At 65.9% G+C, this 25,383-nt stretch carries 19 protein-coding genes; 10 read left to right on the top strand and 9 right to left on the bottom strand.

Features of this window, described 5'->3' with window-relative positions; genetic code table 11:
- Position 1: 1 nt before the first annotated feature.
- From Spa11_RS18070 to Spa11_RS18055, 4 genes are all read right to left on the bottom strand, one after another.
- Positions 2–1,069 (bottom strand): hypothetical protein, encoded by a 1,068-nt coding sequence (locus Spa11_RS18070; RefSeq protein WP_145114818.1) that lies wholly within the window; start codon positions 1,067–1,069, stop codon positions 2–4.
- Between the two features lie 333 nt (positions 1,070–1,402).
- Positions 1,403–2,014: a superoxide dismutase gene (locus Spa11_RS18065; protein WP_145114816.1), complete on the bottom strand. Its 612-nt coding sequence runs from the start codon at positions 2,012–2,014 to the stop codon at positions 1,403–1,405.
- 300 nt (positions 2,015–2,314) lie between these two features.
- Complete coding sequence (locus tag Spa11_RS18060; RefSeq protein ID WP_145114814.1) at positions 2,315–2,566, bottom strand: hypothetical protein; 252 nt, start codon at positions 2,564–2,566, stop codon at positions 2,315–2,317.
- 17 nt (positions 2,567–2,583) lie between these two features.
- Complete coding sequence (locus Spa11_RS18055) at positions 2,584–4,842, bottom strand: diguanylate cyclase domain-containing protein (protein WP_145114812.1); 2,259 nt, start codon at positions 4,840–4,842, stop codon at positions 2,584–2,586.
- A 303-nt stretch (positions 4,843–5,145) separates the two neighbouring features.
- Here Spa11_RS18055 and Spa11_RS18050 point away from each other — a divergent pair, with 303 nt between their 5' ends.
- The 3 genes from Spa11_RS18050 (at position 5,146) to Spa11_RS18040 (ending at position 9,848) form a co-directional block, all read left to right on the top strand.
- Positions 5,146–6,339 carry a hypothetical protein gene (locus Spa11_RS18050; RefSeq protein ID WP_145114810.1) on the top strand — a complete coding sequence of 398 codons (1,194 nt, stop codon included), beginning with the start codon at positions 5,146–5,148 and terminating at the stop codon, positions 6,337–6,339.
- Between the two features lie 98 nt (positions 6,340–6,437).
- The gene (gene gltX, locus Spa11_RS18045; RefSeq protein WP_145114807.1) at positions 6,438–8,024 is read left to right on the top strand and encodes a glutamate--tRNA ligase; all 1,587 of its coding nucleotides are present in this window, start codon (positions 6,438–6,440) and stop codon (positions 8,022–8,024) included.
- Positions 8,025–8,264: 240 nt separating this feature from the next.
- The gene (locus Spa11_RS18040) at positions 8,265–9,848 is read left to right on the top strand and encodes a VWA domain-containing protein (protein ID WP_145114805.1); all 1,584 of its coding nucleotides are present in this window, start codon (positions 8,265–8,267) and stop codon (positions 9,846–9,848) included.
- A 110-nt stretch (positions 9,849–9,958) separates the two neighbouring features.
- Here the strand turns inward: Spa11_RS18040 and Spa11_RS18035 are convergent, their stop codons facing one another.
- Positions 9,959–12,913 (bottom strand): secretin N-terminal domain-containing protein, encoded by a 2,955-nt coding sequence (locus tag Spa11_RS18035; protein WP_145114803.1) that lies wholly within the window; start codon positions 12,911–12,913, stop codon positions 9,959–9,961.
- A gap of 137 nt (positions 12,914–13,050) precedes the next feature.
- Positions 13,051–13,470, bottom strand: a complete 420-nt coding sequence (locus tag Spa11_RS18030; RefSeq protein ID WP_145114801.1) for a hypothetical protein — start codon at positions 13,468–13,470, stop codon at positions 13,051–13,053.
- A 755-nt stretch (positions 13,471–14,225) separates the two neighbouring features.
- Here Spa11_RS18030 and Spa11_RS18025 point away from each other — a divergent pair.
- The 4 genes from Spa11_RS18025 to Spa11_RS18010 all read left to right on the top strand — a co-directional run bounded on the left by Spa11_RS18025 (position 14,226) and on the right by Spa11_RS18010 (position 17,801).
- A complete protein-coding gene (locus Spa11_RS18025; protein ID WP_145114799.1) occupies positions 14,226–15,665 on the top strand; it encodes an RtcB family protein in 1,440 nt (479 codons plus the stop codon).
- Between the two features lie 96 nt (positions 15,666–15,761).
- The gene (locus Spa11_RS18020) at positions 15,762–15,944 is read left to right on the top strand and encodes a CPXCG motif-containing cysteine-rich protein (protein WP_145114797.1); all 183 of its coding nucleotides are present in this window, start codon (positions 15,762–15,764) and stop codon (positions 15,942–15,944) included.
- Positions 15,945–16,041: 97 nt separating this feature from the next.
- Positions 16,042–16,845 carry a polyphosphate kinase 2 family protein gene (locus tag Spa11_RS18015; RefSeq protein ID WP_145114794.1) on the top strand — a complete coding sequence of 268 codons (804 nt, stop codon included), beginning with the start codon at positions 16,042–16,044 and terminating at the stop codon, positions 16,843–16,845.
- Between the two features lie 233 nt (positions 16,846–17,078).
- On the top strand, positions 17,079–17,801 hold the full coding sequence (locus tag Spa11_RS18010; protein ID WP_231933028.1) for a uracil-DNA glycosylase family protein: 723 nt from the start codon (positions 17,079–17,081) through the stop codon (positions 17,799–17,801).
- A 565-nt stretch (positions 17,802–18,366) separates the two neighbouring features.
- Here Spa11_RS18010 and Spa11_RS18005 read toward each other — a convergent pair.
- The 3 genes from Spa11_RS18005 to Spa11_RS17995 all read right to left on the bottom strand — a co-directional run bounded on the left by Spa11_RS18005 (position 18,367) and on the right by Spa11_RS17995 (position 20,697).
- Positions 18,367–18,975 carry a DUF488 domain-containing protein gene (locus Spa11_RS18005; RefSeq protein WP_145114792.1) on the bottom strand — a complete coding sequence of 203 codons (609 nt, stop codon included), beginning with the start codon at positions 18,973–18,975 and terminating at the stop codon, positions 18,367–18,369.
- A gap of 7 nt (positions 18,976–18,982) precedes the next feature.
- Positions 18,983–20,089 carry a protein arginine kinase gene (locus tag Spa11_RS18000; RefSeq protein ID WP_145114790.1) on the bottom strand — a complete coding sequence of 369 codons (1,107 nt, stop codon included), beginning with the start codon at positions 20,087–20,089 and terminating at the stop codon, positions 18,983–18,985.
- Positions 20,090–20,190: 101 nt separating this feature from the next.
- Positions 20,191–20,697, bottom strand: a complete 507-nt coding sequence (locus Spa11_RS17995; RefSeq protein WP_145114788.1) for a UvrB/UvrC motif-containing protein — start codon at positions 20,695–20,697, stop codon at positions 20,191–20,193.
- A gap of 347 nt (positions 20,698–21,044) precedes the next feature.
- Here Spa11_RS17995 and trpE point away from each other — a divergent pair, with 347 nt between their 5' ends.
- The 3 genes from trpE (at position 21,045) to Spa11_RS17975 (ending at position 25,337) form a co-directional block, all read left to right on the top strand.
- Positions 21,045–22,586 carry an anthranilate synthase component I gene (trpE, locus tag Spa11_RS17990; protein WP_145114786.1) on the top strand — a complete coding sequence of 514 codons (1,542 nt, stop codon included), beginning with the start codon at positions 21,045–21,047 and terminating at the stop codon, positions 22,584–22,586.
- Positions 22,587–22,660: 74 nt separating this feature from the next.
- A complete protein-coding gene (locus Spa11_RS17985; protein WP_145114784.1) occupies positions 22,661–23,209 on the top strand; it encodes a YqgE/AlgH family protein in 549 nt (182 codons plus the stop codon).
- 799 nt (positions 23,210–24,008) lie between these two features.
- Positions 24,009–25,337, top strand: coding sequence for a serine/threonine-protein kinase (locus Spa11_RS17975; RefSeq protein WP_197529493.1), 1,329 nt, complete (start codon positions 24,009–24,011; stop codon positions 25,335–25,337).
- Positions 25,338–25,383 lie beyond the last annotated feature (46 nt).

Raw genomic sequence — 25,383 nt, 5'->3', positions numbered from 1 at the left:
CTCAATACCGCGAAGGCGTCGTCGAAGCCGGCGCCTCGGGCTTGGTTGTCGATTCGGTCGGCCGCGTCGCCACGCTCACCGAGGTCGGGTAGGTGCTGGTGCCGCCGGGACGGTATCCACCGGGCGCCGAGGTCAGCTTGATCACCGAACCATTCTCGGCTGGCGTCGTCGAGGCGATCGGCGTCGTCGCAGGCGGCAGGGCCCCGACCGTCGTCGGGTACGGCGACGCCGCCGATGACGTGGACGGGTAGGGGCTCGCCGCCGGGGCCGCCGTGGCGACGCTTCCTGTTGAGGGGTACGTCGACGTTGCGGTCGGCGCCGTGCTGGTCGGCGAAGTCGTCGGGAACGGAGACGCAGCGGTCGGCGATTTCTCCGCCGCGGAAGCCATCGCCTTCGCCGGAGCGGACGAATCGACCGCGTCGAACCAGTTCGACGCAGCCGCCGCGGTCGAAGCCGCGTAACGATCCGCCGCCTGCTGAGCGGTCTGAGCCGTCGTGGTTGCGTTGGACTTCAGGTCCGGGAGGGGCGTCGTCGGCGTGATGCCGTAGCGGTCCTCCCCGGCGGCGGTCGTAGCGGCGGCGACTTGCGGCTTGTAGCCATTAGGGTTGTACGGGCCGGAAGTCCCGGCGGGCGCGGCGCTCTTGGCCGCGGCGGGCGTTACGGGCGTCGAGGCAATCGTCTTTGCAGCAGCGCCTGCCGGGTTCGACGACGGCGAGGTTGGGTACGGCGACCAGTTCGGCGAAGTTGGCGCCGGCTTATTGATGGTCGGCGTCGGCGCAGCGGCGGCGACGGCCTCGAACTTCGGCGCGACGCCCTCAAGCGCCGGCGGTGTTGTCTTGGTGGACGTTGCGACGGCGGTCGGTGCGGCCTTGGCGCCGAGCGTCTCGACCTGCGGCGTCGCGCCACTGGATGGGAGCTGGGCGTCGGTTGCGGCGAGAGCCTCGGCCTCGGCGGCGGGCTTCGACCACGGGTTCCAGGCCCAACGCGAACCACCACCCGACTTGCATCCGGTGCTAGCGGCGGCGAGGACGGCCAGGGCCACGGGGGCGAAACGTGCGATGGTGTTCATAGCTGGCGGTGGAAAGCGGCCAGGTGGGTCGTAACGGCGGCGCGCGGGTACGCGGCTTATCCTTGTTCGCTCGGCAGTTCGGGGCGTAGCGATTGAGCCAAACCCGCCGACTGGAGCGAAAAAACCGCGCACGCTTGCGCGGCGGGACCTTAGTGAGAGGCCGCGGGGGGAGTCAACGGCGGATTACTGTGGGCAAAAAATTAGCCCCCGGTCGAATGACCGGGGGCTAAATGCGTGTTGATAACCAATACAAGGCAAAGAACTGCGTAGAGATCGAGCCCCGCTTGCGCGTTCCCTAGTGCCCCGTCCCTATGCCCCTAACCCCTCAGCAACTCAGCCCTTCGCCGCCTTGTATAGCTCCGCGACCTTCGCCCAATCCACCACGTTCCAGAACGCGGTGATGTAGTCGGGGCGCTTGTTTTGGTACTTCAGGTAGTAGGCGTGCTCCCACACGTCCAGGCCCAGGATCGGCGTGCGGCCGTCCATGTAGGGGTTGTCCTGGTTCGGGGTGCTTTCGACTTGGAGCTTGCCGTCCTTCGCGACGCTCAGCCAAGCCCAGCCGCTGCCGAAGCGGTTGGCGGCGGCGGCGGCGAAGTCTTCCTTGAACTTGTCGAAGCCGCCCAGCTCGGCGTCGATCGCCGAGGCAAGGTCGCCCGAGGGCTTGCCGCCGCCCGAGCCGCTGAGCGTGACCCAGAACAGCGAGTGGTTGGCGTGGCCGCCGCCGTTGTTGCGGACCGCGGTGCGGATGTTCTCGGGAACCGAGTTGATGTTGCGGCAGAGGTCCTCGATCGACTGCTCGGCAACGCCGGCGCCTTCGAGGGCGGCGTTGACCTTCGTCACGTAAGCGGCGTGGTGCTTGTCGTGATGGATCTCCATCGTCTTCGCGTCGATGTGGGGCTCGAGCGCGTCGAAGGCGTACGGCAGGTCCGGGAGGGTGTAAGCCATAGTGGCGAGACTCCTATGATCGGGATGGTTGCAGGCCGGGCGCCCTGAGCGAGCGGCGGCCAGTTGGGGGCGAGTAAAGAACCCCCGCCAGAGCGTGGGGCCATGTCCCTGAGCCTAACGCAATCCCCGCGCCAGCGCGTAGGGTCCGCTGTGCGGACCGTGGGTATGAGTTTGGCCCCGACAGCCGAGCTCACTTAGCGATAGACGGCGAGCCGGGAGCGTCAGCGACCGGAGTTGAACGACCGGGCGACTCAACTGTGGCGCAACTCCAGTCGCGGACGCTCCCAGCTCGCCTGAAGATTACGCGCCCATTCCCTCAAGCAACTGGGCCAGATGCCGGCGCTGGGCGTCGAGCGAGGAGAGTTGCTCGCGCAGGGTTTCGGCTAGCTGGGCCGTCTCCGTGAGCGTTTCCCGAGTGGCGTGTCCCGCATCGCGGCGCCGTTCGGGGACGGACACCGTTGCGAACGCCTCGTCGAGCGCGGCCTCAGCGACAGCCGCAAGCGTCGATTGCCGGGCGAGGCGCAGTCCAGTGGGTTCCGTCGTGTAGGGCATCGTGCTCGATGGGGCGGCTAGGTCGTGGGCTCGGACTCGACGGTCGCTTCCTTCGCCATCAGGTACGCCTGCAGGCTGCTGAGCAGCTTGCGGGCGCGGTCGACAACCTTGGCCTTTGAGCGATCGCGGTCGCGGCGGGGTTGGATTTTTACATTGGCGTAAGTGTGGACGTACTTGCCCGCGGCGAGGCCCGAGTTGTTCACACGCTCGATGTGGGTCTGCGTGAGCTCGATCTCGACGACGAAGCTGATCGCCTGGTCGGCGTCGCGGCGGTTGCCGCCGGCGGCGGCCTCTTCCGTGATAAGACGGATGTAGTTCTCGCTCGTCTTGACGATCTCGGCGTCACGGTCGGCGATGAAGCCGCGGAGCTTATCGACGGCGAGTTCGATCGGCACGTTGGTCACGAGGCGCGTCTCGATCAGGGCGCCGCTGCCTCCGGTGATCGAGCCGAGAAACCATTTGCCGATTCCCCCCCAACCCGCCTTGGACGCATTGTCGGTCTGCATGCCGTCACCCAGTTGAACGACTTGATTGCGCCCCTGATCCTTGGCCTGCAGCAGGGCCCGATCGGAGCGGCGGAGGAGGGTTTCGGGCGTGTCGCCCGGCTGCAACTCGGTGACGCCAAAGCTGGCGGTGATCTGCTTGCCCCCGAGATACGAGTGGGGCGTCTCGGAGAGTTTCTTGCGGATCGCGTCGGCGCGTTTGGCGGCGGTGGCGTTATTGCAGTCCGCGCAGAGGATCGCGAACTCCTCGCCGCCGTAGCGCGCCACGAGGTCGCCCGCGCGGCACATCGACTTCATCAGGTTGGCGAACGTCATGATCGCCTCGTCGCCCGCCTGATGGCCGAACGTGTCGTTGATGCTCTTGAAGTGGTCGATGTCGGCCATGATCAGGCTGCACCGCAAGTCGGTGTCGAGGTGCGCCTCGACGAACGCGGCCAGCATCCGATCGAACTCGCCCCGGTTGGCGACTTGCGTCATCGGGTCTTTGGTCATCTCGGCGTGCAACGCTTGGCAACGCTCTTCGAGCGACGCCTCGCTCGACACGTCATGCATCATCACCGCCGCGCCGACAAAGTGTCCGGGCCGACCCGTGCTGCTCACCGGGATGATGTGCATATCGACCGTGACACTCTGGCCGTTGCGGCCCATCACACTGATCCGTTCCAGCGCCTGGAGGCCGTCGCTGAGGGCCTTCTTGATGGGGCAGGCGATGTCGTCGATCAGGTTGCCGCTCGAGCTGGCCATGTCCAAGAGCGACGGCGTCAGGGCTTTGCCCAAAGCGGCCGACGCGCCGACGCCGGTGAGTTTCTCGGCGCCCGTGTTCCATTGGGTGATCACCCGCTGGCTGTCGATGAACACGACCGCGTCGTGCATGTTGTCGATCAGCTTCGCGGTGAACAGGTCTCCCTCGCCCACGGGCGCGGCTTCGGTCGGAGTTACCGATTCGCGGTGCGTGTGCTTCCACGGCATGCGGATGCCGGAGACACTCCCAAGCCAGCGGGCGGAAACGTCGGCCTCCAGTTGGCTCTGGTCCTGCGTGAACAGGTCGCAGAAGCTCTGCACGAGGTCGGGGTCGAACTGCGTGCCAGCTTGTTCGTAGAGGGTGGCGATCGCCCGTTCCCGCGACCGCGCGGGGCGATAGACCTGGTCGGTCGTCATCGAATCGAACGCGTCGACAATGGCGATCATCCGCGCGACGAACGGCGTCTGGTCGCCCTTTAGCGAGACGCTGCGGTGCGTGCCATCGAACCAGGCCGACGCCGCGGCGACGCCCTCGACGATCTCGTCCGGCGCGCCGGCCGCCCAGAGGATGTGCCGCGAGGCTTCGCGGCTGGAATCGATGATCTCAAGCTCGATGTCGGTGAGCCGGCCGGGTTTATTGAGGACGATGTCGGGGACGCCGATCTTGCCGACGTCGTGCAGCAGGGCCGCCGCTTCGAGGTGCGTGCGGAGCTTGTCGGGCATCTCCAGCGCCGCGGCCCAGGCGCTACAGCTGATGGCGACTCGCAGGCTGTGGTCGGCCGTACTCGGGTGCTTGCAGCGCAGCGCAGTAAACAGAGACGAGGCCATGCCGAGCCGGCCTTCAACGAGGCGGTGCTGCTCGGCGGCGCCAGCGGCGCGTTGCTCGGGACTGCTCTTGCCGTGCGAGACGGCCGCGGCATCGACGGACCGCAACAGCGAGCCGATGTCGGGGCCCGCGGGCGAATGCTCGCTGGCGCCCTGGCCCACGCTAGCAGCGGGAGCGTTATCGATGGGCAGGGCGGTGGAAGACATTGGGGACCGAGCTAGCGCAGGGATCGGGACGCTAAAGGCTAGGTCACGCTCTCGGGGGGTCTCGGTTCGTTACGCCTCTTGCGAAGGATCGTCGCGCCGATCCGCAACCAAGCCCGGCCTAATCGGCACAACCGGACCGCGTAGGACTCGCTGGCGCCGGCGTCGAGGGATCGCCTCACGCCGCCGCCGCCGCTGACCGAAAATCCAATTGCCGGGCAGGGAGCCCGTCCTTCCTATTCCGCCACGGCGCCGTCTTGTGCGTCGCCAAGGCCTTGATTGCCGTCACGTGCGAGGGATCGCCGCATGACCTCTTCGACCCGCACCGGTCGACGTCGCCGCTTGCTCCATGAAGGGGCCTCCGCCCCAACAACCGTCGTCGACGGTGACCAGCCCGCCGGCGTCCAAGTCCGATACACGCCCCCATCCGACAGCGCAAGCTTCGCGTTGGCGTCACGGGTGCTGCCCCGCACGCCGATGGCGCTCACCACCCTGATGGCCGGACTGCTCGGCGCGACGGCTCTGGTGGGTTGGATGAGCGGCGTCGGCGCGACGACAGCGGCGGCTGATTCCTCGCTCGCCTTGCTGCTGAACCCCGAACGCCCCGGCTCGCTCGCCGCTTGGTGGGAGGCGTGCCTGTGGCTCGCCGTCGCCGGGCAGTGCGTGGTGCTGTTCGGCATGCGTCGGCACCGGACCAGCGACCTGCGCGGCTCGTACCGCTGGTGGCTGTTCGCCGCCGCCGTCGCGACAGGCATGAGTCTCTGCTCGGCGACGCACGCCGGGACCGCCTTTGCTTCGCAGGCCGCTTCGGTCACCGGGTTCTCGCCGATCGGCGGCGACCTGATGTGGAAACTGATCCCCGGCGGACTGCTCGCTTTGGGCGCCGCGGTCTGGACCGTGATGGAAGTCCGCGAATGCCCCGCCGCCGCGACGTTCGCCGGCGCCACGGGCGGGGCGGTCGTTGTCGCGTTGGCTTCGTCAGCGGGCTTTGTGCCCTCGCTCGGCCCCGCGCTGACGCCAACGGTGATCGGCGCCATCTCCACGACCGCGGCCGCGGTGACGACGCTAGGCATGCTGCTCGCTTACGCGCGGCGCATCGTCCGTGAGACCCACGGCGAAGTCGCGCCACCGGTCGTCGTCAAGAAGCCCAGCGAGGCCGTGAAGGCCTCTGCCTTGGAACTCGACGACACTCCCGAACAAGAAGCATCCCACGACGAGCCGGTCCGCCAATCGGCCGCCCTGAAGAAGCATTCGACAGCTGTTTACAAATCCGAAAACGAAGAGGAACCGGCGTCCGGCAAGGGTAGCGCCATGAGGAAATCCAAACGCGAATTGTCCCGCCCCAAGCTGGCGGAAGAAACGGCCCCCGATTCCAGCCGCTGGGTCAGCGGCGCCGAGGACTTCGAAGAGAGCTACGACGACGAAGCCCCGCAGATGCGCAAGCGCACCAAGGCCGAACGCAAGGCCCTGCGGCGTGAGAAGCAGCGTCGGGCTGCGTGACCGGGTTGGAGGTCGTCGGTGGGTAGGAGCCGGGCCGGTCCGCCGGGTACCTTAGCGGCTTGCCGCTTCGCGCCCGTCCGACCCTCTCTCCGATGCCGATGACCGTCCGCACCCGCTTCGCCCCCAGCCCGACCGGCTTCCTGCACATCGGCGGCGTCCGCACGGCGCTGTTCAACTGGCTGTTCGCCCGTCAGCACGGGGGCCAGTTCCTGCTCCGCGTCGACGACACCGACCAGCAGCGCAACGTCGAGGCGGCGCTCGCGCCGATCCTGCACGGCTTCGAGTGGCTCGGCCTCGATTGGGACGAAGGGCCCGTTGAAGGCGCCGACAAAGCGTCCAAGGGCGATCACGGCCCCTACTTCCAGTCGCAGCGCTTCGAGCATTACACCGACGCTGTCGAGCGGCTGATCGCCTCGGGCGCCGCGTACCGCGACTACGCCCGCCCCGAAGAGGTCCAGGCCGAGCGCGAAGCCGCCGAGAAGGCGGGCGAGGCGTTCGTCTACAGTCGTAAGTGGCGGGCCGAGACCGACGCCGACCGCGCACGCTTCGAGGCCGAAGGCCGTGAGGCGGTGGTGCGACTCCTGATGCCGCGCGAGGGGACGCTCGTCCTCAAGGACCTGGTGCGCGGCGAGGTCCGCTTCGACTGGGCCCGCGAACAGGACCACGTTATCCAGCGCGCGGACGGCTCGCCTATCTATCACTTGGCGTCGGTGGTCGACGACGAGCTGATGCGCATCAGCCACGTGATCCGCGCCGAGGAGCACCTCTCCAACACGCCGCGGCAGGTGTTCATCGCCCAGTCGCTCGGCTACACGCCGCCGGAGTTTGCGCACCTGCCGTACGTCGCCGAGCCGGGGAGCAAGAACAAGCTCAGCAAGCGGAAGCTCGACAAGTACCTGAAGAACCGCGACTTCGCCGCCCTCAACGAGAAGGGCCAGCAGATCGCGGGACGCCTCGGGCTAGAAACGTCGGCCGAGACGTTCAACCCGGTGATCGTCGATTTCTACGAACAGATCGGGTTCCTCCCCGACGCGATCCTCAACTACCTCTTGCTCTTGGGTTGGTCGCTCGATGATTCGCGCGAAGAGTTCACCCGCGCCGAGATGATTGAGCATTTCACGCTCGACCGCGTCAACAAGGCGCCGGCGAGCTTCGACCCAGCGAAGCTGACGGCCTTCCAAGACCGCGCGATGCAGCAGGTCCCCGCGAAGCAGAAGACGGCGCGCTCTGTCGAGATGCTCAAGACGGCGCGGCTGGTGACCGACCCGCCGGCGTGCGACGTCGGGCCTGTGGTGGCGGGGATCGTCGCGGCCGCCGGCGACCGCATTAAGGTCTACGGCGACATCCTCGACTACGACGACTTCTTCACCGCCGACGACCAGCTCACCTACGACGAGAAGGCGTGGCAGAAGCGGCTGGTGAAAGACGCCGCCGCCGGGCCGCTGCTCGCCAAGTACCGCGACGAATTGGCAAAGACCCCCGACGCCAGCGCCGCCGACCTCGAAGCGGGCCTCAAGGCGTTCTGCGAAGCCCAGGGCATCGGCATCGGCCAGATCATCCACGCCCTCCGCGTCGCGACGACCGGCAAAGCGGTCGGCTTCGGCATGTTCGAGACGCTCGAGCTGCTCGGCCACGACCGCCGCCTGGCGCGCATCGATCGGGCCCTCGCCAAGCTCGGCAACTGAGTAGGCGTTAGCCGTGGGCGGTAGCCCTCGGTAGAGCCCTGATACCCGCCGTCCACCGAGGGCTTCCGCCCACGGCTAAGACCCGGCGATAACGGAGTCTGTCGCTTGGGTGACAAACTGCTGTCACTCCCCCAAACCCGGCTTTCGCCCTTTTTTCTGGAGCAGGCCCCTGCGGCAAATTAGCGTGCCACGCGGAACTGAGGAGGTCGTTGCAACGAACCCTTCCGCGCGCTCAACGCCATGCCTACCCGATCGCCGTCAGGCAAAACCCCGACACGACTCGACGAAGCCCGCCGGCTCGAAAAGCTCTCGCAAGCCGAGTGGCGTCGCCGCCGTGCGGAGGTCGCCCGCCTGATCGCCGCCGGCGAAGAAGCGGCGGCCCGGCGGCTGCTAGCCGAGATCGGTGAGAGCCCGCCGGAAGACCGGACGAAAGAGCAGCCTAAAGCGGCGGCGCAGCCGCTGTGGGAGGGGTCTCCTGACCCCGATGACGCGCTGCCAACCGTAGCGGCCAAGAAGCTGAAATCGGCGTCGGGAGACGCCTCCCACAAACCGACACTATCGCCGAGTCTTGCGTCACGAAAGACGCCCCCGCCCAAACCAACTTCATGCGAGCCGGGAAGCGTCAGCCCCCGGAGCAAACCGCCGAAACGTATCGCTTCAAAAAGCACCGCCCCCAAGCAAGCGGCCCCCAAGAGCGTCACCGCGAAGCTCAAATCGGCCCGCCGTCCCAAACGCCGCCGCCGGCCCAAGACTTGGCTCGCCTGGGTCCAGAGCCGCCCGCCGTGGGCGACGAGCCTGGCGGCTCACAGCGCGATGCTAACCCTCTTCGCGATGTTCACGTTCGCCACCTTCGGCGAGCAAGGCTTCACCCTCACCGCCACGTTCGACGACAGCGACTCGTGGGAAGATATCTCTAGCGAGGTGACGCTTACGAGTTTTGAGGCGCCGACCGAAGCGGAGGCCGAAGCTCCCGCCGAGCAGGTCGCCGACCTCTCAGCGAATCTTGAGCTGGAGTCGCTCGTCGAACCCGCCCAGTTCTCGGCTGAGTTATCGAACGTCAGCCTGCTCGGGCAAACGCTGAGCGTCTCCGCCGAGAGCCTGATGGCCGCCGTCCCCGGCGGCGGCGATTCCACCGACACAGGCCAGGCCGATGGGGAGGGCGAGGCTGAAGCCTCAGCCGCGGGCGGCAGCCCCCGCCCCGGCGGCGGCCCCGGCAAGGTCAGCTTCTTCGGCGCCGAAGCCGAGGCCCAGCGCATCGTCTTCGTCGTCGATAACTCCGGCAGCATGCAGCACGGCCGCATGCAGATGACGATCCTCGAGCTGGCCGCGTCCATCCGTCGGCTCTCACAGAGCCAGGAGTTCTACGTCGTGTTCTTCAGCGACCAAGCGTACCCGATGTTCTACCCCAAGAGCGTCATGGAGACCCTGCCAGCAACGCAGGAGAACAAGAAGGCGGCGATGAAGTGGCTCCGCACTGTCGAGATGTGCCTCGGCGGGCGCCTCCTCGACGCGATGGACTTCGCGGTGGGTCTGAAGCCCGACGTGGTCTTCTTGCTTACCGACGGCGATATCCGCAGCCCGCGCGTCATCGAACGGATGACCGCCGCGGAGTCGTGGGACTTCCCGATCCACACGCTCGGCATGGGCGCAAGGACGCCGCAGCACGCCCAGGTCCTGCAAGCGATCGCCGACGCCAGCGGCGGCACGGCACGGCCGGTCCTGGCCGACCCGCGGGCGGTCGCGCAAGCCCGGGCCCGGCCGATCCCCTACCACAACAAGCCGGGAACTGTGTGGGGGAGTGCGGTGCGGCCGTGGGAGCCGTGATCGAGCTCTGCAAGAAGTGAACCACGACGGACACGACGTACTCTTCGACGGGGCAACACTGTCCCGCTATTGATCCGTCGTGGTCGTCGATTCCGTTGTGGTGATTAACCTCAATCTCGACCGCGGCCGCGACCGCGGCCACGATCACGCCCCCGACGGCTATCGCCCCCTCGGCGGTCGCGGTCATTGTTGTTCCCCGCCGACGCGGCGCCTTCGCCGGTGAGCGCGCGAGAGAGCGCTTGCCGCAGTTCGTTGCTGGCGAGCCCCCCTTCGAGCTGGACCACCTGGACGGTCGTCGTCGGTCGCGCCTGTTGGTCGATGTCCTCGATCGTCTCCAGCACGCTGTCGAAGACCTCGCTCCGCGCCGAGACGATCACCACGTTCGCCGCGTCGTCCGAACCGAGCGACAAGACGCCGCCGAAGGGGATGCCGGCCGGCTCGGTGGGGTCGCCCGCTGCATGCTGGATCCGCGTCAGGTAACGCAGGCTCGTGCCGCTAGCCTTTTCCTCCTCGGTGTCGAACTCGCGGTCGCCCTTGCTGAGGAGGTCGCGATAGACGTCCTTCAACGCCGAGACCACCACCGACGCTTTAGAGAACCGCAGCTTCACCGTCGCGGTGCGGCGGGTGAGGATGCGGTCGTTCACTGGCTGGCGGTCCCAAGCATTGATCAGCCGTTCCATCTCTTCCAGCTGCGCCGCGGTGGCGTTAGCCACCAGGATCGAACTGCTCCAGTCATCCGCCAGGAACCGCAGCGGCTTCCGCCGCGAGAGTCGCACAGGCTCGGGTTCTTTGTCGCTGTTGCCGCCGCGCATGCGTCCCCACCAGTCAAGGATCGGCTCGTCATCGTCCTCGGCGAGAAAGTCTTTGAAGTAGGTCTCGAGGTTGTAGACGATGTCGTCCGGGGTGCGGTTCTTGACGTGGAACACCTCGTACTTCGCGGGCTCCGGCGCCAAGTCTTCGACGAGCTCCTGCAACCGGTCCAGCGCCGCGGTGTCGTCCGATGCGATTACCAGTCGGCCCCGCTGATCGACTTGCACGGTGACCGGCGATGAATCGTCAGACGCTTCGGCGTCACGCTTGGATTGCTGCGTTGGCTCGGCGTCCGTAGGTTTGCTCCCGGTCGTTGTGGTGAGCAGACGGAAGGGGGTCGGGTTGGTCACGACGGCAACCGTACCGCGCGTCGGCTCCTCCTTGTCATCGTCGTCATCGTCGTCATCACCGTCGTTATCGTCATCGGCCGGTGCGTCTTCTTCCGGCGCCGGTGGGATGACGAGTTCCGTGCCGCCGCCGACGGCGGGCCACGCCGCTTTGATCTGATCCAGGAGGCGTTGTGTCTCGTCGGGGTCCAGCGCGTCAAACACGCGGACCCGGCGGTTGTCGCCCCCTTCGCCGAGCGGTTCGCCGAGCTTGACCAGGAGGTCGCGCACCTCATCAAGTTGCTGCGGCGTGCCACGGGCGATGAGCCGGTTGTTCTCGATGTCGGCGTCGACACGGAGCAGCGTCTCGGGCTCCTCGGGCTCTTGGTTGCGGCGGCCGCCAAAGACATAGAACGGGTAATCGTTGTTGTTGTCTTTCTTCTTCGGCTTCTCGATGATCAATGACTGGATGGACCCTGCGACCGCCTCGGCCGGCAAGCGGCGGAGCCAGAAGACTTCGACTTGCGTCTCGGATCCGTCCAGCTGTTCGATCAGTTCTGCGATCTTCTCGTGGTCCGCGTCTGATGCACGGGCGAAGATCGTCTTGCTGTCGGAGTCGCCGCGTAGCTCGGCGCGGGGGCTGAGGTTGCCGATCTCTTCGAGTGTGGTGATCACGGCGTCGGGGCTGATCGTCTTGAGGCGGTACTGCTCGAGCGTCCGCACCATCGGGCCGTCGTCGTCTGCCGCGGCGGCGCCGCCGACGGGGATGTCGAGCGCCTTGATGGTGCGTTCGATGACCCGCATCTCGGCTTCGGGGGCGTTGACGAGGACGCTGTTCCGCTGGCGGTTGTAAGCGAGGTAGACCGGCGGCCCATCCTTCTTGAGCATCTGCGTCACGTCCTTGCCGCGCTGCGCTAACTGCTGCATCAGCTGCATCTTCTGCTGCTGCATCTGCAACTCCATCTGGCTCGGCCGGCTGTTGGGGTCGAGTCCCAGCACCACATACAGCGTGTCGATCACCGACGCCGCTTGGACGTACTGCAGCACGAACTCCCGCGGCACAGCGCGCCCCTCGACCGCCAGCCGCTCGGCGTTGAGCAGCGCGCTGACCATCCGCAGGTTGGCCACGGTGTCGATCATCAGCAGCCGCTTCGTCGCGGCGAGCGGCAGCACCTTGGCGTTGGGGCTCAGCGCCTGCTTTACGTCCTCGACGGCCTTCGTGACGTCGAGGCCCTCGGGGAGCTCGATCGACAGCTTCACCAAGTCGTGCGGCAACAGGTCGTAGAGGTCTTCCTCGGTGACGCGGGGCACGAGGCTCGGATCGACCGCGTCGAGCTTCACGACGCTGAGCACCTCGCCCGATAAGAGCAGCGCGTAGCCGCGTGCTTGCAGGTGGCGGTTGATCAGGTCCCGCGCCTCGTCGAGCGTATACGAGCGCTGCGTCGTGAGGTTGAGGTAATCGCTCGGCAGCTCGCGCCAGTCGAGCGACAACTCGCTAACGTTCGCCAGCCATTGCAGCACGTCGGCCCACGACTGGCCGTTGAACGAGAACGTGATCCGGCCGCTGGCGTCGGGCTTGGCGTCGAGCTCGCGCGGGTCGGCGGGCTTGGGCGGCTCGTCGGGGCGTTTGACGGCGCCGTCCTTCTTTTCTTCGTCTTTCTTATCTTTGTCGTCGTCCTTCTTCTCCCCTTCTTCCTTCTTGTCCTTGTCGTCGGACTTCGATTGATCGCCGGGGGGCTGGCCGGGTTGAGCGCCGGATGGCATGGCCATGCCCGGGGGGCGACCGCCACGGAACGGTTGCCCCTGAATCACCACCCCCGGCGGCTGCGCCAAAGCACGATCGTCGGCGAACAGCCCCAAGGCGATCACCGCGATAAACCCCGTCGTGGCGACGAGTAGGTTCTTGTAACAGGGACGCGCAGCCGGCATGCCTTTCTCCGTTCCGTACCCGTGGGGGGGCTGAGGCGACAAACCTCTAGCTTAACGAGAGAGCGCGTCCGACCCCAAACGATGTCTAGGAAAATGCCCAGCAAAGAGGGGGTAAAGGGCCGCCAGCGTGGGCCGCTTTACGGCCGGGCGTCCCAAGGCGCCGTCAAGGCCGAGGCCCCACCAGCGGTGACGCCCACCACGAAAACCCCATCCTCTGGGGGCCTGCCGTCGAGAATCGGCTTCAAATACGGGAAAGCCGCCGCCAAGTCATCGCGGGCGTCGTCCCAGGCGATCGCCCTAGCGAAAACGGTCGTCGGGTCGCCTTCGTCCGGCGCATCCTCGGAGGCAACCTGCGCAGCGATGGCGTCGTCGATGGCGTCATCGCCGAGCCAACCGCGGGCGATCTCGCCGCCCAGCTCGTCTTCGCAATCGACCAGCACAACAATCGGCGCGGCGACGCCCGCCTCCACGGCCTCGTCGTAGGCTTCAAACACCAGGGGGAGCGCGCTCTCAACGAGCGACTGCTGCAACTCTAGCGGATCGTCTGCGGGGCTCATGCGCCGCAAGAGACTCGAACAGCAGGCCCTACGCAAGTGGGTGTAGCGCCTACGAACGCGTAGCAAGCCTAATCGCCGCTAAGCTGCGGTGATCCAACAGCGGCGCTAGGCGTAGCGAGATCGTGGCGTAGCCACGTCGAGACCGCCAAAAAACAAGCCCGGCCCCGTCACGGCGACGGGGCCGGGCTTTTTCAATTACATGCTTTGAGCACACATGGGGTGATCAAGTCCCTAGTGTGTCGAAGCAGGTGGTGGTCGCATCAGCGACCCGCCGGTCGCTTCAGGCCAGACCACCGGGCTGGCTAGGGAAACAGTCGGTCAAGGTACCACCTCCTTCTTACTGGTGCCGGCCGAGCGGGCGTGAATGCCAGAGACACTCCCGCGGGGCCCTTTCGTTTGTCGCGCCGCGTTAGCACGACCTCGATGCCTCTAGCTTAATCGGCGTCCCCTTCGGAGGCATCAGAGATTTCTCCGGAAGAAACGTCGATCCACAGAGTTTCTGACGCTGCTATCGCCAAAAAGTTCGCGCAAAAGCTCAGGATTTCGGCGCCGGCTGCTTGAGTTCGCGGCGCCGGCAACTCTCAGCGGTCGCACTAGCAGGGTTGGCGAACCCTCGGTAGTTGGTGGGGGTCTTCACCCGTTCCACACAATTCTCGATCACGCCGGTGAATCGGTTGGCGGGTCGCTAGGGGCGCGGAGGCTTATCAGCCGCGGGGCCTCAGCCCCCGGTTCGGGACCTTCCTTATCATTCCATTATGAACCGCAAGCAACTCGAAAAACTCGGCGTCCCGCCGGCGTGCGTGCCCGTCGCCATCCGCTGTCTCTCGACCGCGGCGGAGAAGGGAACCGGCTTCGGCCTCAAGGGGAAACGCGCGAAGGAGTCGATCACGGCGCTGCTTGCGGACGCCGACGCGTTCGCGGCCGACCCCGTGTGGGCCGACTTCGCCGCGGCGCTGAAGGAGCACCACGACGAACGCGTGGGCGAACCCGATCGGCCGCCGGTTCACTACACGGCTTGGGAGTGCCCAACGGCGGAAGACGCCATCGATCCCGGCGCGCACGACCAGATGCGCGCGGCGTGTCGGGTCCCGTCGGCGGTCGGCGCTGCGCTGATGCCCGACGCGCATATCGGCTACGGCCTGCCGATCGGCGGCGTGCTCGCTTGCGAGAACGCGGTCATCCCCTACGCGGTCGGCGTGGACATCGCTTGTCGCATGAAGCTGTCGGTGCTCGACATGCCGGTCGAGTCGCTTGCGACGCGTCGCAACGCCTACCGCGAATCGCTTGAGAAGGGGACGCGCTTCGGCGTCGGCGTCGAGCACACGCCGCGGCAGCAGCACGACGTGATGGACCTCGACTGGAATGTCACCCGCATTACGCGCGAGAAGAAGGACACTGCCTGGAAACAGCTCGGCACGAGCGGCTCGGGCAATCACTTCGTTGAGTTCGGCGAGCTGGTCGTTGACGAACGCTCGGATGACCTTGGACTCGACCCGGGACGCTACGTCGCGCTGCTCAGCCACAGCGGCAGCCGCGGCGCCGGGGCGGCCGTGTGCAGCACGTACAGCCAGATCGCGCAGCGCCTGTTGCCGAAACGTTACGCGGAGTTTGGTCGCTTGGGTTGGCTGTCGCTCGACTCCGAAGAGGGGCAGGCTTACTGGGCGGCGATGAACCTGATGGGCGAGTACGCCGCGGCGAACCACGCGGTGATCCATCGCCTCGTCGCCAAGCTCCTCGGCGCCCACGTCGTCGGCGGCGTGGAGAACCACCACAACTTTGCCTGGAAAGAGACGCACAACCCCGATGGCCGTGGCGAACGCGAGGTGATCGTGCATCGCAAGGGCGCCACCCCGGCGGCGGCGGGCGAACTCGGCGTGATCCCCGGCTCGATGGGGACGCCGGCGTTCGTTGTCCGTGGCCGCGGCGTGGCGGCGAGCCTCAAGAGCGCGTCGCACGGGGCCGGACGTCGCATGAGCCGCCGCCAGGCGAACGACACCTTCCGCTTCGGCGCCGAGCAGAAGCGGCTCGCTGCCGACGGCGTCGAGGTCCTCGCCGCCGGCGCCGACGAAGTGCCGGGCGTCTACAAAGACATCCACGCCGTAATGGCCGCGCAGCAAGACCTTGTCGATGTGCTCGCCCGCTTCGAGCCCCGCCTGGTAAAGATGTGCGGCGACGGCAGCCGGGCGGAGGACTGAGGCTAGAGGCTAGAGGCTAGAATGCGGTTGGCGATCGCTCGTCGTGCTTCCTACAAACCTCCAGCCTTAAGTCGCTAGCCTCTAGCCTCTCCACTTATGACCCCCGAAACCTCCTACATCTGCGGCGAGTGCGGCGAAGAAATCGTCGTGCCGATCGACCTCTCCGCCGGGCGGGTACAGGAGTACGTCGAAGACTGCCCTGTCTGCTGCCGACCCAACGTGATCCGGGTCGAGATCGGTCCGGAGGGGGAGACGCGGGTTTGGTCGGAGTTGGAGTGAGGAAAAGAGGGTAGAGCTTGGAGGCGAGAGGCTAGGGATGCGCCGCCAACCCGATTACCCTAGCCTCTAGCCTCTTACCTCTAGCCTCTCCTTGCTCATGCCCAAGCCCATCACCTTCAAGCCCGGCTCGAAGATCAAACTTGCCGATATCGATCCGCGCCACGTCGAGGGCGATTGGACCAAGGAGTCGGCGCACGAGCGGATCAAAGAGAACACCGAGCGCTCGCGCGACTTGGCTTACCGGCTCTACGCCGAGAACCGGCGGGCGCTGCTCTTGGTGCTGCAAGGGATGGACACGGCGGGCAAGGACGGCACCATCCGCACCGTGATGACGGGGATCAACCCGCAGAGCTTCCATATCCAGTCGTTCAAGCAGCCTAGCCCCGAAGAGCTCGACCATGACTTTCTGTGGCGAATTCACAAGTCGGTCCCGCGGCGCGGCGAGATCGGCATCTTCAATCGTTCTCACTACGAAGACGTGCTCGTGGTGCGGGTCCACAACCTCGTTCCGGAGGATGAATGGAAGGGGCGCTATGAGCGGATCAACGAGTTCGAAAGGCTGTTGGTTGAGGGTCGAGTGACCATGGTGAAGTGCTTCCTGCATGTCAGCAAGGAGGAGCAACGCGAGCGGCTGCAGGCGCGGCTCGACAACCCTGACAAGCGTTGGAAGTTCAGCTCGGGCGACCTCGCCGAACGGAAGCTGTGGGGAAAGTACCAGGAGGCTTACGAGGACGCCCTCGAGAAGTGCAACACCGAGCACGCCCCGTGGCGCATCATCCCCTCGGACCGCAAATGGTACCGCAATCTCATCGTGAGCGAGCTCGTCAAAGACACGCTCGAAGCGATGGACCCGCAGTTCCCACCCAGCGAACCGGGCCTCGACGGCGTCGTCGTTGAGTGAAGCCGCCTTACCTCTCCTTGTGGGAGGCGTCTCCAGACGCCGATGACGCGCACCACGCCGACTACGGCCTGTCTTCAAGTAGAATCAAAAAGAAGAAGAGAACCACGGATGACACGGATAGCACGGATGATGCGGCGTCCAACCCATCCGTGAAATCCGTGAAATCCGTGTCATCCGTGGTTCAATAATTCCGATTGCTAGTCCGTCAGACTTCGCCGCCAAGGAGGGCGATCGTGTCCATCGTTGAAGAAGCGATTCGTTCGGCGAAGCGATTGTCGAAGGCCGCCAGCGCTTTGTCGTTCGACGCGCCGGTGACGCATGTCTACAACCCGCTCGCTTACGCTTGGAAGCCGCACGAGGCCTACTTGCGGCGGCTGAACCCCAAGGGTGTGCGGGTGTTGTTCCTCGGGATGAACCCTGGGCCGTGGGGCATGGCGCAGACGGGCGTCCCCTTTGGCGAGGTCGCGTCGGTGCGCGATTGGATCGGCATCGAAGAGACCGTGAAGCGGCCCGCCGCTGAACACCCCAAGCGCCCCATCGAGGGCTTTGCTTGCCAGCGCAGCGAGGTCTCGGGCCAGCGACTGTGGGGACTCTTCCGCGAGCGCTTCGGGACCTCCGCCAAGTTCTTCAAAGAACACTTCGTCGCCAACTACTGCCCGCTGGTCTTCATGACCGAAAGCGGCAAGAACCACACGCCCGACCATCTTCCGAAGTCGGAGCGCAAGCCGCTCGACGCGGCATGCGACAAGCACTTGGCCGAACTGCTACAGGTCACCAACCCCGAGTGGGCGGTCGGCGTCGGCAAGTACGCCGAGGCGTGCCTCAAGCGCGTCGCGGGCGACTCGGTGCGGGTGACGACGGTCCTCCATCCGAGCCCGGCGAGCCCGGCCGCCAACCGCGGTTGGGCCCCGGCGGCGACCCGGCAGCTGGTCGAATCGGGGGTGTGGGAGGCGTAAGCCACAGCATCGATTCTAAGGGCCCTAGCGTCCACGCCTGTGGCGCCTTGCGGGGCATGCGAGTCTACCCCGGGGTCGGGCCTCTGACGCACAGAAGGGCCCTTTTTGCGGGGCCTGCGGGGTGGCCGCTTTTGTCGGCTTTTTGTGGCCTTTCCGCTTGTTTTTAGCCACTCACTGTCCGTAGTGCCGACGATGTGAAACCGACCCTCGGTGACGTCGGTGACAGCGATTCGCTGATCCCCGCGCGTTCAGTGGCGAGCCGGGAGCGTGAGAGCATATTGCATCCATCGTCGTAAGTCGAAGAACCGGACGCTAAGGCGTGCCGGCTGATCTTGGTGGCTAGCCCTTATTAGCCGCGGGGCCTTAGCCCCCGGCTCGTTGCCTATCGTTTGACGTGACGTCTTGATCGCCAAGCCTTTGATTAACACTGGCAGAATGCTCGTGAGCGACCGGCATTGTAGCGGGTACCCGGCGAAACTCTGGTCGCTCACGCTCCCGGCTCGCCGATCGATTGGTGGTTTTTTTCGGGGGTTGGACCCCCAAGCCGTGGTCCGCACAGCGGACCCTACCCATCGGCGTCTTGGGGCGGCTTGTAGGTCATCGCGCGGCCTAGCTCTCGATACGCTCGCTCGACGAGCGTCTCGTGTTCGACTCCCGCATCGAGCAGTGGGTCGATGCCGACGCGCTGGACCATCCGCCGCTCGGTCTCGTCGTGCTCTTCGATGGAACCATCCGCGCGGAGATGCCGCACGCGCCAGCCCCCGGCTTTCAAGACACGCGCGATGAGCACGCCCCGATGACAGTCGAGCGGTTCGCGCTCGGCGCACATCAGCGTGACCGTGTGATCGACGACGCCCTTCTCAAGTCGAGCAAGCCCCGCGCGGAAGTTCGGCAGAGTGGCGACGAGCTCGTAATCGACTTGCCCGTTGACGTAACACTCACGCTCGTCACGCCGCGCGCCGAGCTCCTTGCCAAGCCAGACGTAAGCGATACCCTCAGCACGCAGCCCCGGCGCCAGATTCTCTTGCCGATACTGCGGCAGCCGCGCTTGGGGATTCGAGCGGACGTCCGCCAGGGCGGTAATCCCGGCGCCGCGTAGCAAAGCGACGAACGCGGGCCACTCGTGGGTCGAGTAGCCGACGGTGTAGATCGTGCGAAGTGCGGGCGAAGACACGGCCGCCTCAGTTCGCCCCCGTCGTCGACGTACCGCCGTTCAGGTGGCGGCGTAGGTAGCTGGCGCGTTCGATGTTGCGGTCGGATTGGTCGAGCTCCATGCCGGCGAGCTTTTGCAAGTGCGCGGGCTGGGTGTGGACGAACAGCTTGTTGACCGTCGGGATGCCGACATCGCCGATCAGGCCGAGGTTCACGCCCATGCGGACGCTCGACAGCAGGTGCAGCGTCTCTTCGCTCGAGATCGTCTGCGCGGTCCGCAGGATGCCGAACGCCCGGCTGACGCGGTCGTGCAGCGTCTCTTGGCTTTCGCGGATCAAGAAGTCCCGCGCCTGCCGTTCGTACTCCAGCAGCACCGGCACCACGTCGGCGACCTTCTTCAATAACTCTTCCTCGGGCATGCCGAGGGTGACCTGGTTCGAGATCTGATAGAAGTCGCCCATCGCTTGCGAGCCCTCGCCGTACAGGCCGCGGACGGCGAGGTTGATCTTCTGCAGGCTGCGGAAGACCTTGTCGATCTGCCGCGTGATCACCAGCGCGGGCAGGTGGAGCATCACGCTGACGCGGATGCCGGTGCCGACATTGGTGGGGCACGCCGTCAGGTAGCCGAGGCGGTCGTTGTAGGCGTAGTTGATCTGCTCTTCGAGCAGGTCGTCGATCTCGTTGATCTCTCGCCAAGCGGTCTCGAGGTCGAGGCCCGAGTGCATCACTTGCAGACGCAGGTGATCCTCTTCGTTGATCATCACGCTGAAGCGCTCGCCGCCATCGATCACCACGGCCCGCGCGCCCTCGGCGTCGGCCAGCTCGCGGCTGATCAGCTGCCGTTCCATCAGGAACTGGCGGTCGATCTCGGGAAGCTGGCTGACGTTGACGTAGTGCAGCTCGTTGCTGGGCTGGGCGGGGGGGAGCTTGCCGGCCGCCTGGAGCGCCTCGATCCGGGCGTGCAGGATCTGCTCGATCTGTTCACGGTCCGACTCGGTCGCCCGGGCGATGAACGGGAAGTCGGTCAGGTTGCGCGCCAGACGCACGCGGCTGCTGATGACGATGTCCGACTCGGGGCCCGACGCGCGGAGCCACTCCCCGCAGTGGTGGGCCATCGATTCGAAGTCGAGAGACATAGGGGAGGCGCTGGGCGCTAGTTTCTAGGCGCTAGTTGATGGGTAGATTTCGGCTTTGATTGCGTTTCGTTGCCTAGCGCCTAGCGCCCAGCAACTAGCGCCTAACTTGCTTGCTCAATCTCACGGATCTGATCGCGCAACTGTGACGCGCGCTCGTAGTTCTCTTTCGTCACCGCTTCTTTCATCTCGCGGCGGAGGCGGATGAGCTGGGTCTGCTGCTCGGCGTTGGCGCCGCCGCGGCGGGGCGTCTTGCCGACGTGCTGCGTCTCGCCGTGGATGTTCACCAGCAGCGGCTCCAGCTCCTTGGCGAAGTGGACGTAGTCGTGCGGGCACCCCAAGCGGCCTTGCTTGCGGAACTCGAGGAAGCTGATGCCGCACACGGGGCACACCCGTTGATCCAGCTCGGCGAGCTCCTCGGCCGTCTGGCCGATCGCCAGCTGCTGCGCGAGCAGGCCCGCCATCTCCGGCATGGCCGAGTCCGAGTCCTGCGTGATCGGCGACAGAAACTCCTTGGCGCAGACCTCGCAGAGGTGGACCTCCTTCGGCTCACCATCGACGAGGTCGGTGATGTGGAAGGTCGCCGGTCGGTCGCACTTCTGGCACTTCATCGAAGTCGCGGGGCGTAAGGGGCTTGTGTTGCGGAGGGGCTGGCTAGCGGTGAGGCTGGCCTAGTCGAGAAAGCTAGGGGGTCTGCAAAAGGAGTCTATCGGCGCCCGTGGGGGGCGGCAAGAACGGTGACGATCAGGGCCTCGTGCGTAACGTGTTGCCTCTGCACGGGATACGCCCGGCCCGACGGCCGCGGGGCGTGCGTTGTCGGGCCCAGCGCCCACTGGTAGAGTGGCCGCGAACCCCGGCGGATCGTCAGCGGTCTGGCGTCAGCAGCTGTGTTTTGTGGTTCTTGTAGGAGGCGTCGGAGACGCCTCCTACAAGGATTGTCATGTCAGGGAGCTAACTCGTGTCAGCGTCATCGCCTCACCGTCCTACGTACGCCGAGTTCGCCGAGTTGGCGAAAGACGCGGATCGCGTGCCGGTGTGGCGGCGGCTGGTGAGCGACGCGCTGACGCCCGTGTCGGCGTTCCACCGGCTCGAGGCGACCGGCGACGGGCCCGTGGCGTGCCTCTTCGAAAGCGTCATCGGCGGCGAGAAGGTGGGGCGTTACAGCTTCTTGGCGACCGACCCCTTTCTGCTGCTCGAGGCTAGCGGCACAAAGGTCACACGCACCGAATTCGGCGCCGGCGCCAGCAAGCCACAGTCGTTCGAGTCGGACAACCCGCTGGAAACGCTCCGCGAAGAGGTGGGCAAGGTCCGCGTCGCTAAGCCGCCCGGCCTGCCGCCGTTCGTCGGCGGCGCCATCGGCTATGCGGGTTACGACACGGTGCGCTACGTCGAGCACCTGCCGAACGCGCCCGAGGACGACCGCCAGCTGCCGGACCTAGCATTCGGCTTCTTCGATCACCTGCTAGTGTTCGATAACGTCGATAAGACGCTGACGGTCCTCGTTTTGGCGAAGACCGACGCGTCTATTGGAAAGGGGGGTTCCGATCTGAAAGCGGCGTATGCCGAGGCGTGCGAGCGCGTCGACGAACTCGTCGCGCGGATCTCACAGCCGATCGACGAACTCGTGCCGACCGACATCGACACCACCGGCGACGTCACGCTCGACTTCGAGTCGAACTTCACGAAGAAAGGTTTTGAAGACGCGGTAGAGAAATGCGTCGAGTACATCCGCGCCGGGGATATCTTTCAGGTGGTGCTCAGCCAGCGGTTGGTGACGCCTTGGGAGCATGACCCGCTGGAGATCTACCGCACGCTGCGGGTGGTGAACCCGAGCCCCTTCATGTTCTTCGTGCGGATGCCCGGCTGCACGCTGGTCGGCAGCTCGCCGGAGATCATGGTCCGCGTCGTCGATGGCCACGTCACGGTCAGGCCGCTCGCCGGCACGCGCCGCCGCGGCAAGGACGAGGCCGAGGATCAGGCCCTCGCCGAGGAGCTGCTCGCCGACCCCAAGGAACGGGCCGAGCACGTGATGCTCGTCGACCTCGGCCGCAACGACGTCGGCCGCGTCGCCCAGTACGGCTCGGTGCAGATCTCCGACGTGATGGTCATCGAACGTTACAGCCACGTGATGCACATCACGTCGAACGTCACCGGCCAACTCACCAAGGACCGCGACGCGTTCGACGCCCTCGCCGCCTGCCTGCCGGCGGGCACCGTGAGTGGCGCCCCGAAGGTCCGGGCGATGGAGATCATCGACGAGCTCGAACCTCACCGCCGCGGGCCGTACGCGGGGGCCGTCGGCTACCTCGACTTCGCCGGCGACATGGACACCTGCATCGCCCTGCGAACAATCGTCGTCGCGAACGGCAAAGCCTACGTCCAAGCCGGCGCCGGCATCGTCGCTGACAGCGTCCCCGAGAGCGAGCACCAAGAGACGCTGAGCAAGGCGCGAGGGCTCTTGAAGGCGATCGAGATTACGAGAGAGAGGCTGGGTGGCTAGATGATCAAGGCAAGAGGCAAGTAGCCTGTAGGGATTCCCAAACCCCTCAGCCCCTCAGCCCCTAACCCCTCCCCTTGTCCCTCTCCAGCCATCTTCTCGTCGCCTCGCGGAAGCTTCGGGACCCGAACTTCCAGCGGACTGTCGTGCTGCTCTTGGAGCACAACGACGACGGCGCGCTCGGGGTGGTGCTCAATCGGGTGGTGGACCGGACGATCGAGCAGGTTTGGGAAGCGGTCGAGTTCGATCCCTGCGATTGCCAGCAGCAGCTCAACCAGGGGGGCCCGGTGCCGGGGCCGCTGATCGCGCTGCACACGTCGAAGAAGCTCAGCGAGAAGCAGATCCTCCCCGGCCTCTACATGTCGATGCAGAAGCACACCGTCGACCCGCTGGTGCGGCAATCCAAACACCCCTTCCGTCTCTACACGGGGAACAGCGGCTGGGGCGGCGGCCAACTCGAAGGCGAGCTCCAACAGGGCGGCTGGCTAACGACCCAAGCCCAAGTCGACGACGTCTTCGCCGAACCCGACGAAGTCTGGGACGAAGTCACGAAACGCATCGCGCTGGGGGTGCTGCTGCCGGGTAGAGACCCGAAGTCGGCGCCGGATGACCCGTCGTTGAATTGAATCGTAGGGTGCGATGCAGCGTAGCGGAATCGCACCTTCCCGGTATCGATTGGTCGGCGTTATGCCCTCCGCTCGACGCCGTGGCGGTGCGATTCCGCTGCGCTGCATCGCACCCTACCTACTTGTTCTCCGCGGAGTTCGCAGAGGACGCGGAGGAGTCTTAACGATGAAAGTTCTCTGGTGCTGGCAATGCAAAACCTACATGCCGATGCTTGACGAAGAAGAGTGGGCGCGCGTGCACCCAGTCACTGGCTATACACGGCGTGAAGGAAGTAGTACCGAGCCATACGCCCAAATGCTTGAACACTACAAAGAAATCACCGGCTTTCACGAAACGAACATCAACGCAGTATTCCACCACAGGATTTCGCTTTACGGACCACCATGCGCCGCATGTGGAAAAGCCCTCCGCACACCTGAATCGACAAAGTGCTTTGAGTGCGGTCAGACGAGGTAGCGGTGGGTGGCGGGGGCGCTCCCGCTTAGGGAAGCCCCCGTTGCAGTGGCGTCTGGGTCTCCACTTCTTAGGGGCTTCCTGACGGAGCGCCCTCGCCACCCGATTGCGCCGCAGCCTGTAGGAGGCGTCTCCAGACGCCGATTACGGTCTCCATTCCATAACGGCATGGTGCGCGTAATCGGGGTCTGGAGACCCCTCCTACAATTTCACCTGCTGCCCCCCGCGGTAGCGGTTATTCCAGTCGATCCAGTCAATCCTGTCTAAAAGCCCTTCCGGGGCGATCTTGGCGCTCAGGGCGTCTCCGCGGTTTACTCTGTCAGTCTTCCGCCGAGAATGCACCGCATGCCTGCCGATAAACGCCTCCGACCCCGCAGCCGCCTCGGCAAGTACGTCATTGAGAAGCGGCTTGCCGAGGGGGGGTTCGCCACCGTCTACCAGGCCCGCGACACGATCGAGGGCGTGCGGGTCGCGATCAAGGCGCCGCACACGCACCTGATGGACGACGCAGCGACTGAGCAGTTCCGCCGCGAGGTGCGGATGATCGCGTCGCTCGACCACCCGAACGTCTTGCCACTGAAGTCGGCGGACGTGATCGACGGGCTGTTTGTGATCGTCACGTCGCTGGCGGTCGAGTCGCTCGGCGACCGGCTGGAGCGCCGCCTCGCCACGAAGACGGCGATCACCTACGCCGACCAGATGCTCGCCGGCCTGGCGTACGCCCACGAGCTATCGATCGCGCATTGCGACGTGAAGCCCGACAACTTCCTGTTGTTCGCCGGCGGCCGGGTGCGGCTGGGGGACTTCGGCATCGCGCGGATCGCGCAGCGGACGCTGCGCGGCTCCGGCGCCGGGACGGTCGGCTACGTGGCGCCGGAGCAGGCGCTCGGGTCGCCGTCGCTGCGGTCGGACGTCTTCTCGATGGGGCTGACGCTGTGGCGGATGTTCTCGGGGCAGTTGCCGACGTATCCGTACCGCTGGCCGCTGCTGGGGCACGAACGGCTCAAGCGTGTGCTCAAGGAAGAGGCGATCGCCGTGTTGCGTCGGGCGATCGAGATCGAGCCCGGTGGTCGTTACGCCACGGCCGAAGCGATGCGCGGGGCGTGGAAGCGGGTCGGCGCCAAGGCGCTGTCCGACGCCGGCGCGTCGCGCGGCAATCGCAAGCGCCCGGTCGCTTCGACACAGAACTGGCGGACGATCCAACGGGTCGAGTTCAAACGCCGCTTCGGCGCCCAACTCGATACGCGCTACACGTGCGAGCGCTGCGACGGCCCGGTGTCCGAGGCGATGGCGTTCTGCCCCTGGTGCCGGGCGGACCGCTCGCGCTTCGCGGACGAGACGAAGTTCCCGCAGGCGTGCCCCCGTTGCCACCGCGGGATGAAGCTCGACTGGCACTACTGCCCCTGGTGCTACGGCCCGGGGTTCGAGGTCACCACCAGCCGCGAGTTTACCGACAAGCGTTACTCGGCCCGCTGCGGCAACAAGGCGTGCGAGCGTAAGCTGCTGATGCCCTGGATGCGTTACTGCCCGTGGTGCCACACCAAGGTCAAACGCAAGTGGAAGGTCGAGGGCGTCAGCGACAACTGCGCGGCGTGCGGTTGGGGCGTCGTCAGAGAGTTCTGGAGCTGTTGTCCGTGGTGTCGGAAGGGGCTGCGTAGCCTCACCGGTGGTTAACCTTGGCGTCCGAGACGCACGATGCAGGCGACATGCTTCCACGAAT

It is taken from the genome of Botrimarina mediterranea, assembly GCF_007753265.1.
GTDB lineage: Bacteria > Planctomycetota > Planctomycetia > Pirellulales > Lacipirellulaceae > Botrimarina > Botrimarina mediterranea.
Note: the sequence above shows the minus strand (reverse complement) of the source record. Positions and strands in the feature narration are given on the sequence as shown.

What these genes read in the sequence shown, in the direction of transcription:
- Spa11_RS18070 (WP_145114818.1), bottom strand. Translation starts at nt 1,069, where the DNA reads ATGAACACCATCGCACGTTTCGCCCCCGTGGCCCTGGCCGTCCTCGCC.
- Spa11_RS18065 (WP_145114816.1), bottom strand. Translation starts at nt 2,014, where the DNA reads ATGGCTTACACCCTCCCGGACCTGCCGTACGCCTTCGACGCGCTCGAG.
- Spa11_RS18060 (WP_145114814.1), bottom strand. Translation starts at nt 2,566, where the DNA reads ATGCCCTACACGACGGAACCCACTGGACTGCGCCTCGCCCGGCAATCG.
- Spa11_RS18055 (WP_145114812.1), bottom strand. Translation starts at nt 4,842, where the DNA reads ATGTCTTCCACCGCCCTGCCCATCGATAACGCTCCCGCTGCTAGCGTG.
- Spa11_RS18050 (WP_145114810.1), top strand. Translation starts at nt 5,146, where the DNA reads ATGACCTCTTCGACCCGCACCGGTCGACGTCGCCGCTTGCTCCATGAA.
- gltX (WP_145114807.1), top strand. Translation starts at nt 6,438, where the DNA reads ATGACCGTCCGCACCCGCTTCGCCCCCAGCCCGACCGGCTTCCTGCAC.
- Spa11_RS18040 (WP_145114805.1), top strand. Translation starts at nt 8,265, where the DNA reads ATGCCTACCCGATCGCCGTCAGGCAAAACCCCGACACGACTCGACGAA.
- Spa11_RS18035 (WP_145114803.1), bottom strand. Translation starts at nt 12,913, where the DNA reads ATGCCGGCTGCGCGTCCCTGTTACAAGAACCTACTCGTCGCCACGACG.
- Spa11_RS18030 (WP_145114801.1), bottom strand. Translation starts at nt 13,470, where the DNA reads ATGAGCCCCGCAGACGATCCGCTAGAGTTGCAGCAGTCGCTCGTTGAG.
- Spa11_RS18025 (WP_145114799.1), top strand. Translation starts at nt 14,226, where the DNA reads ATGAACCGCAAGCAACTCGAAAAACTCGGCGTCCCGCCGGCGTGCGTG.
- Spa11_RS18020 (WP_145114797.1), top strand. Translation starts at nt 15,762, where the DNA reads ATGACCCCCGAAACCTCCTACATCTGCGGCGAGTGCGGCGAAGAAATC.
- Spa11_RS18015 (WP_145114794.1), top strand. Translation starts at nt 16,042, where the DNA reads ATGCCCAAGCCCATCACCTTCAAGCCCGGCTCGAAGATCAAACTTGCC.
- Spa11_RS18000 (WP_145114790.1), bottom strand. Translation starts at nt 20,089, where the DNA reads ATGTCTCTCGACTTCGAATCGATGGCCCACCACTGCGGGGAGTGGCTC.
- Spa11_RS17995 (WP_145114788.1), bottom strand. Translation starts at nt 20,697, where the DNA reads ATGAAGTGCCAGAAGTGCGACCGACCGGCGACCTTCCACATCACCGAC.
- Spa11_RS17975 (WP_197529493.1), top strand. Translation starts at nt 24,009, where the DNA reads ATGCCTGCCGATAAACGCCTCCGACCCCGCAGCCGCCTCGGCAAGTAC.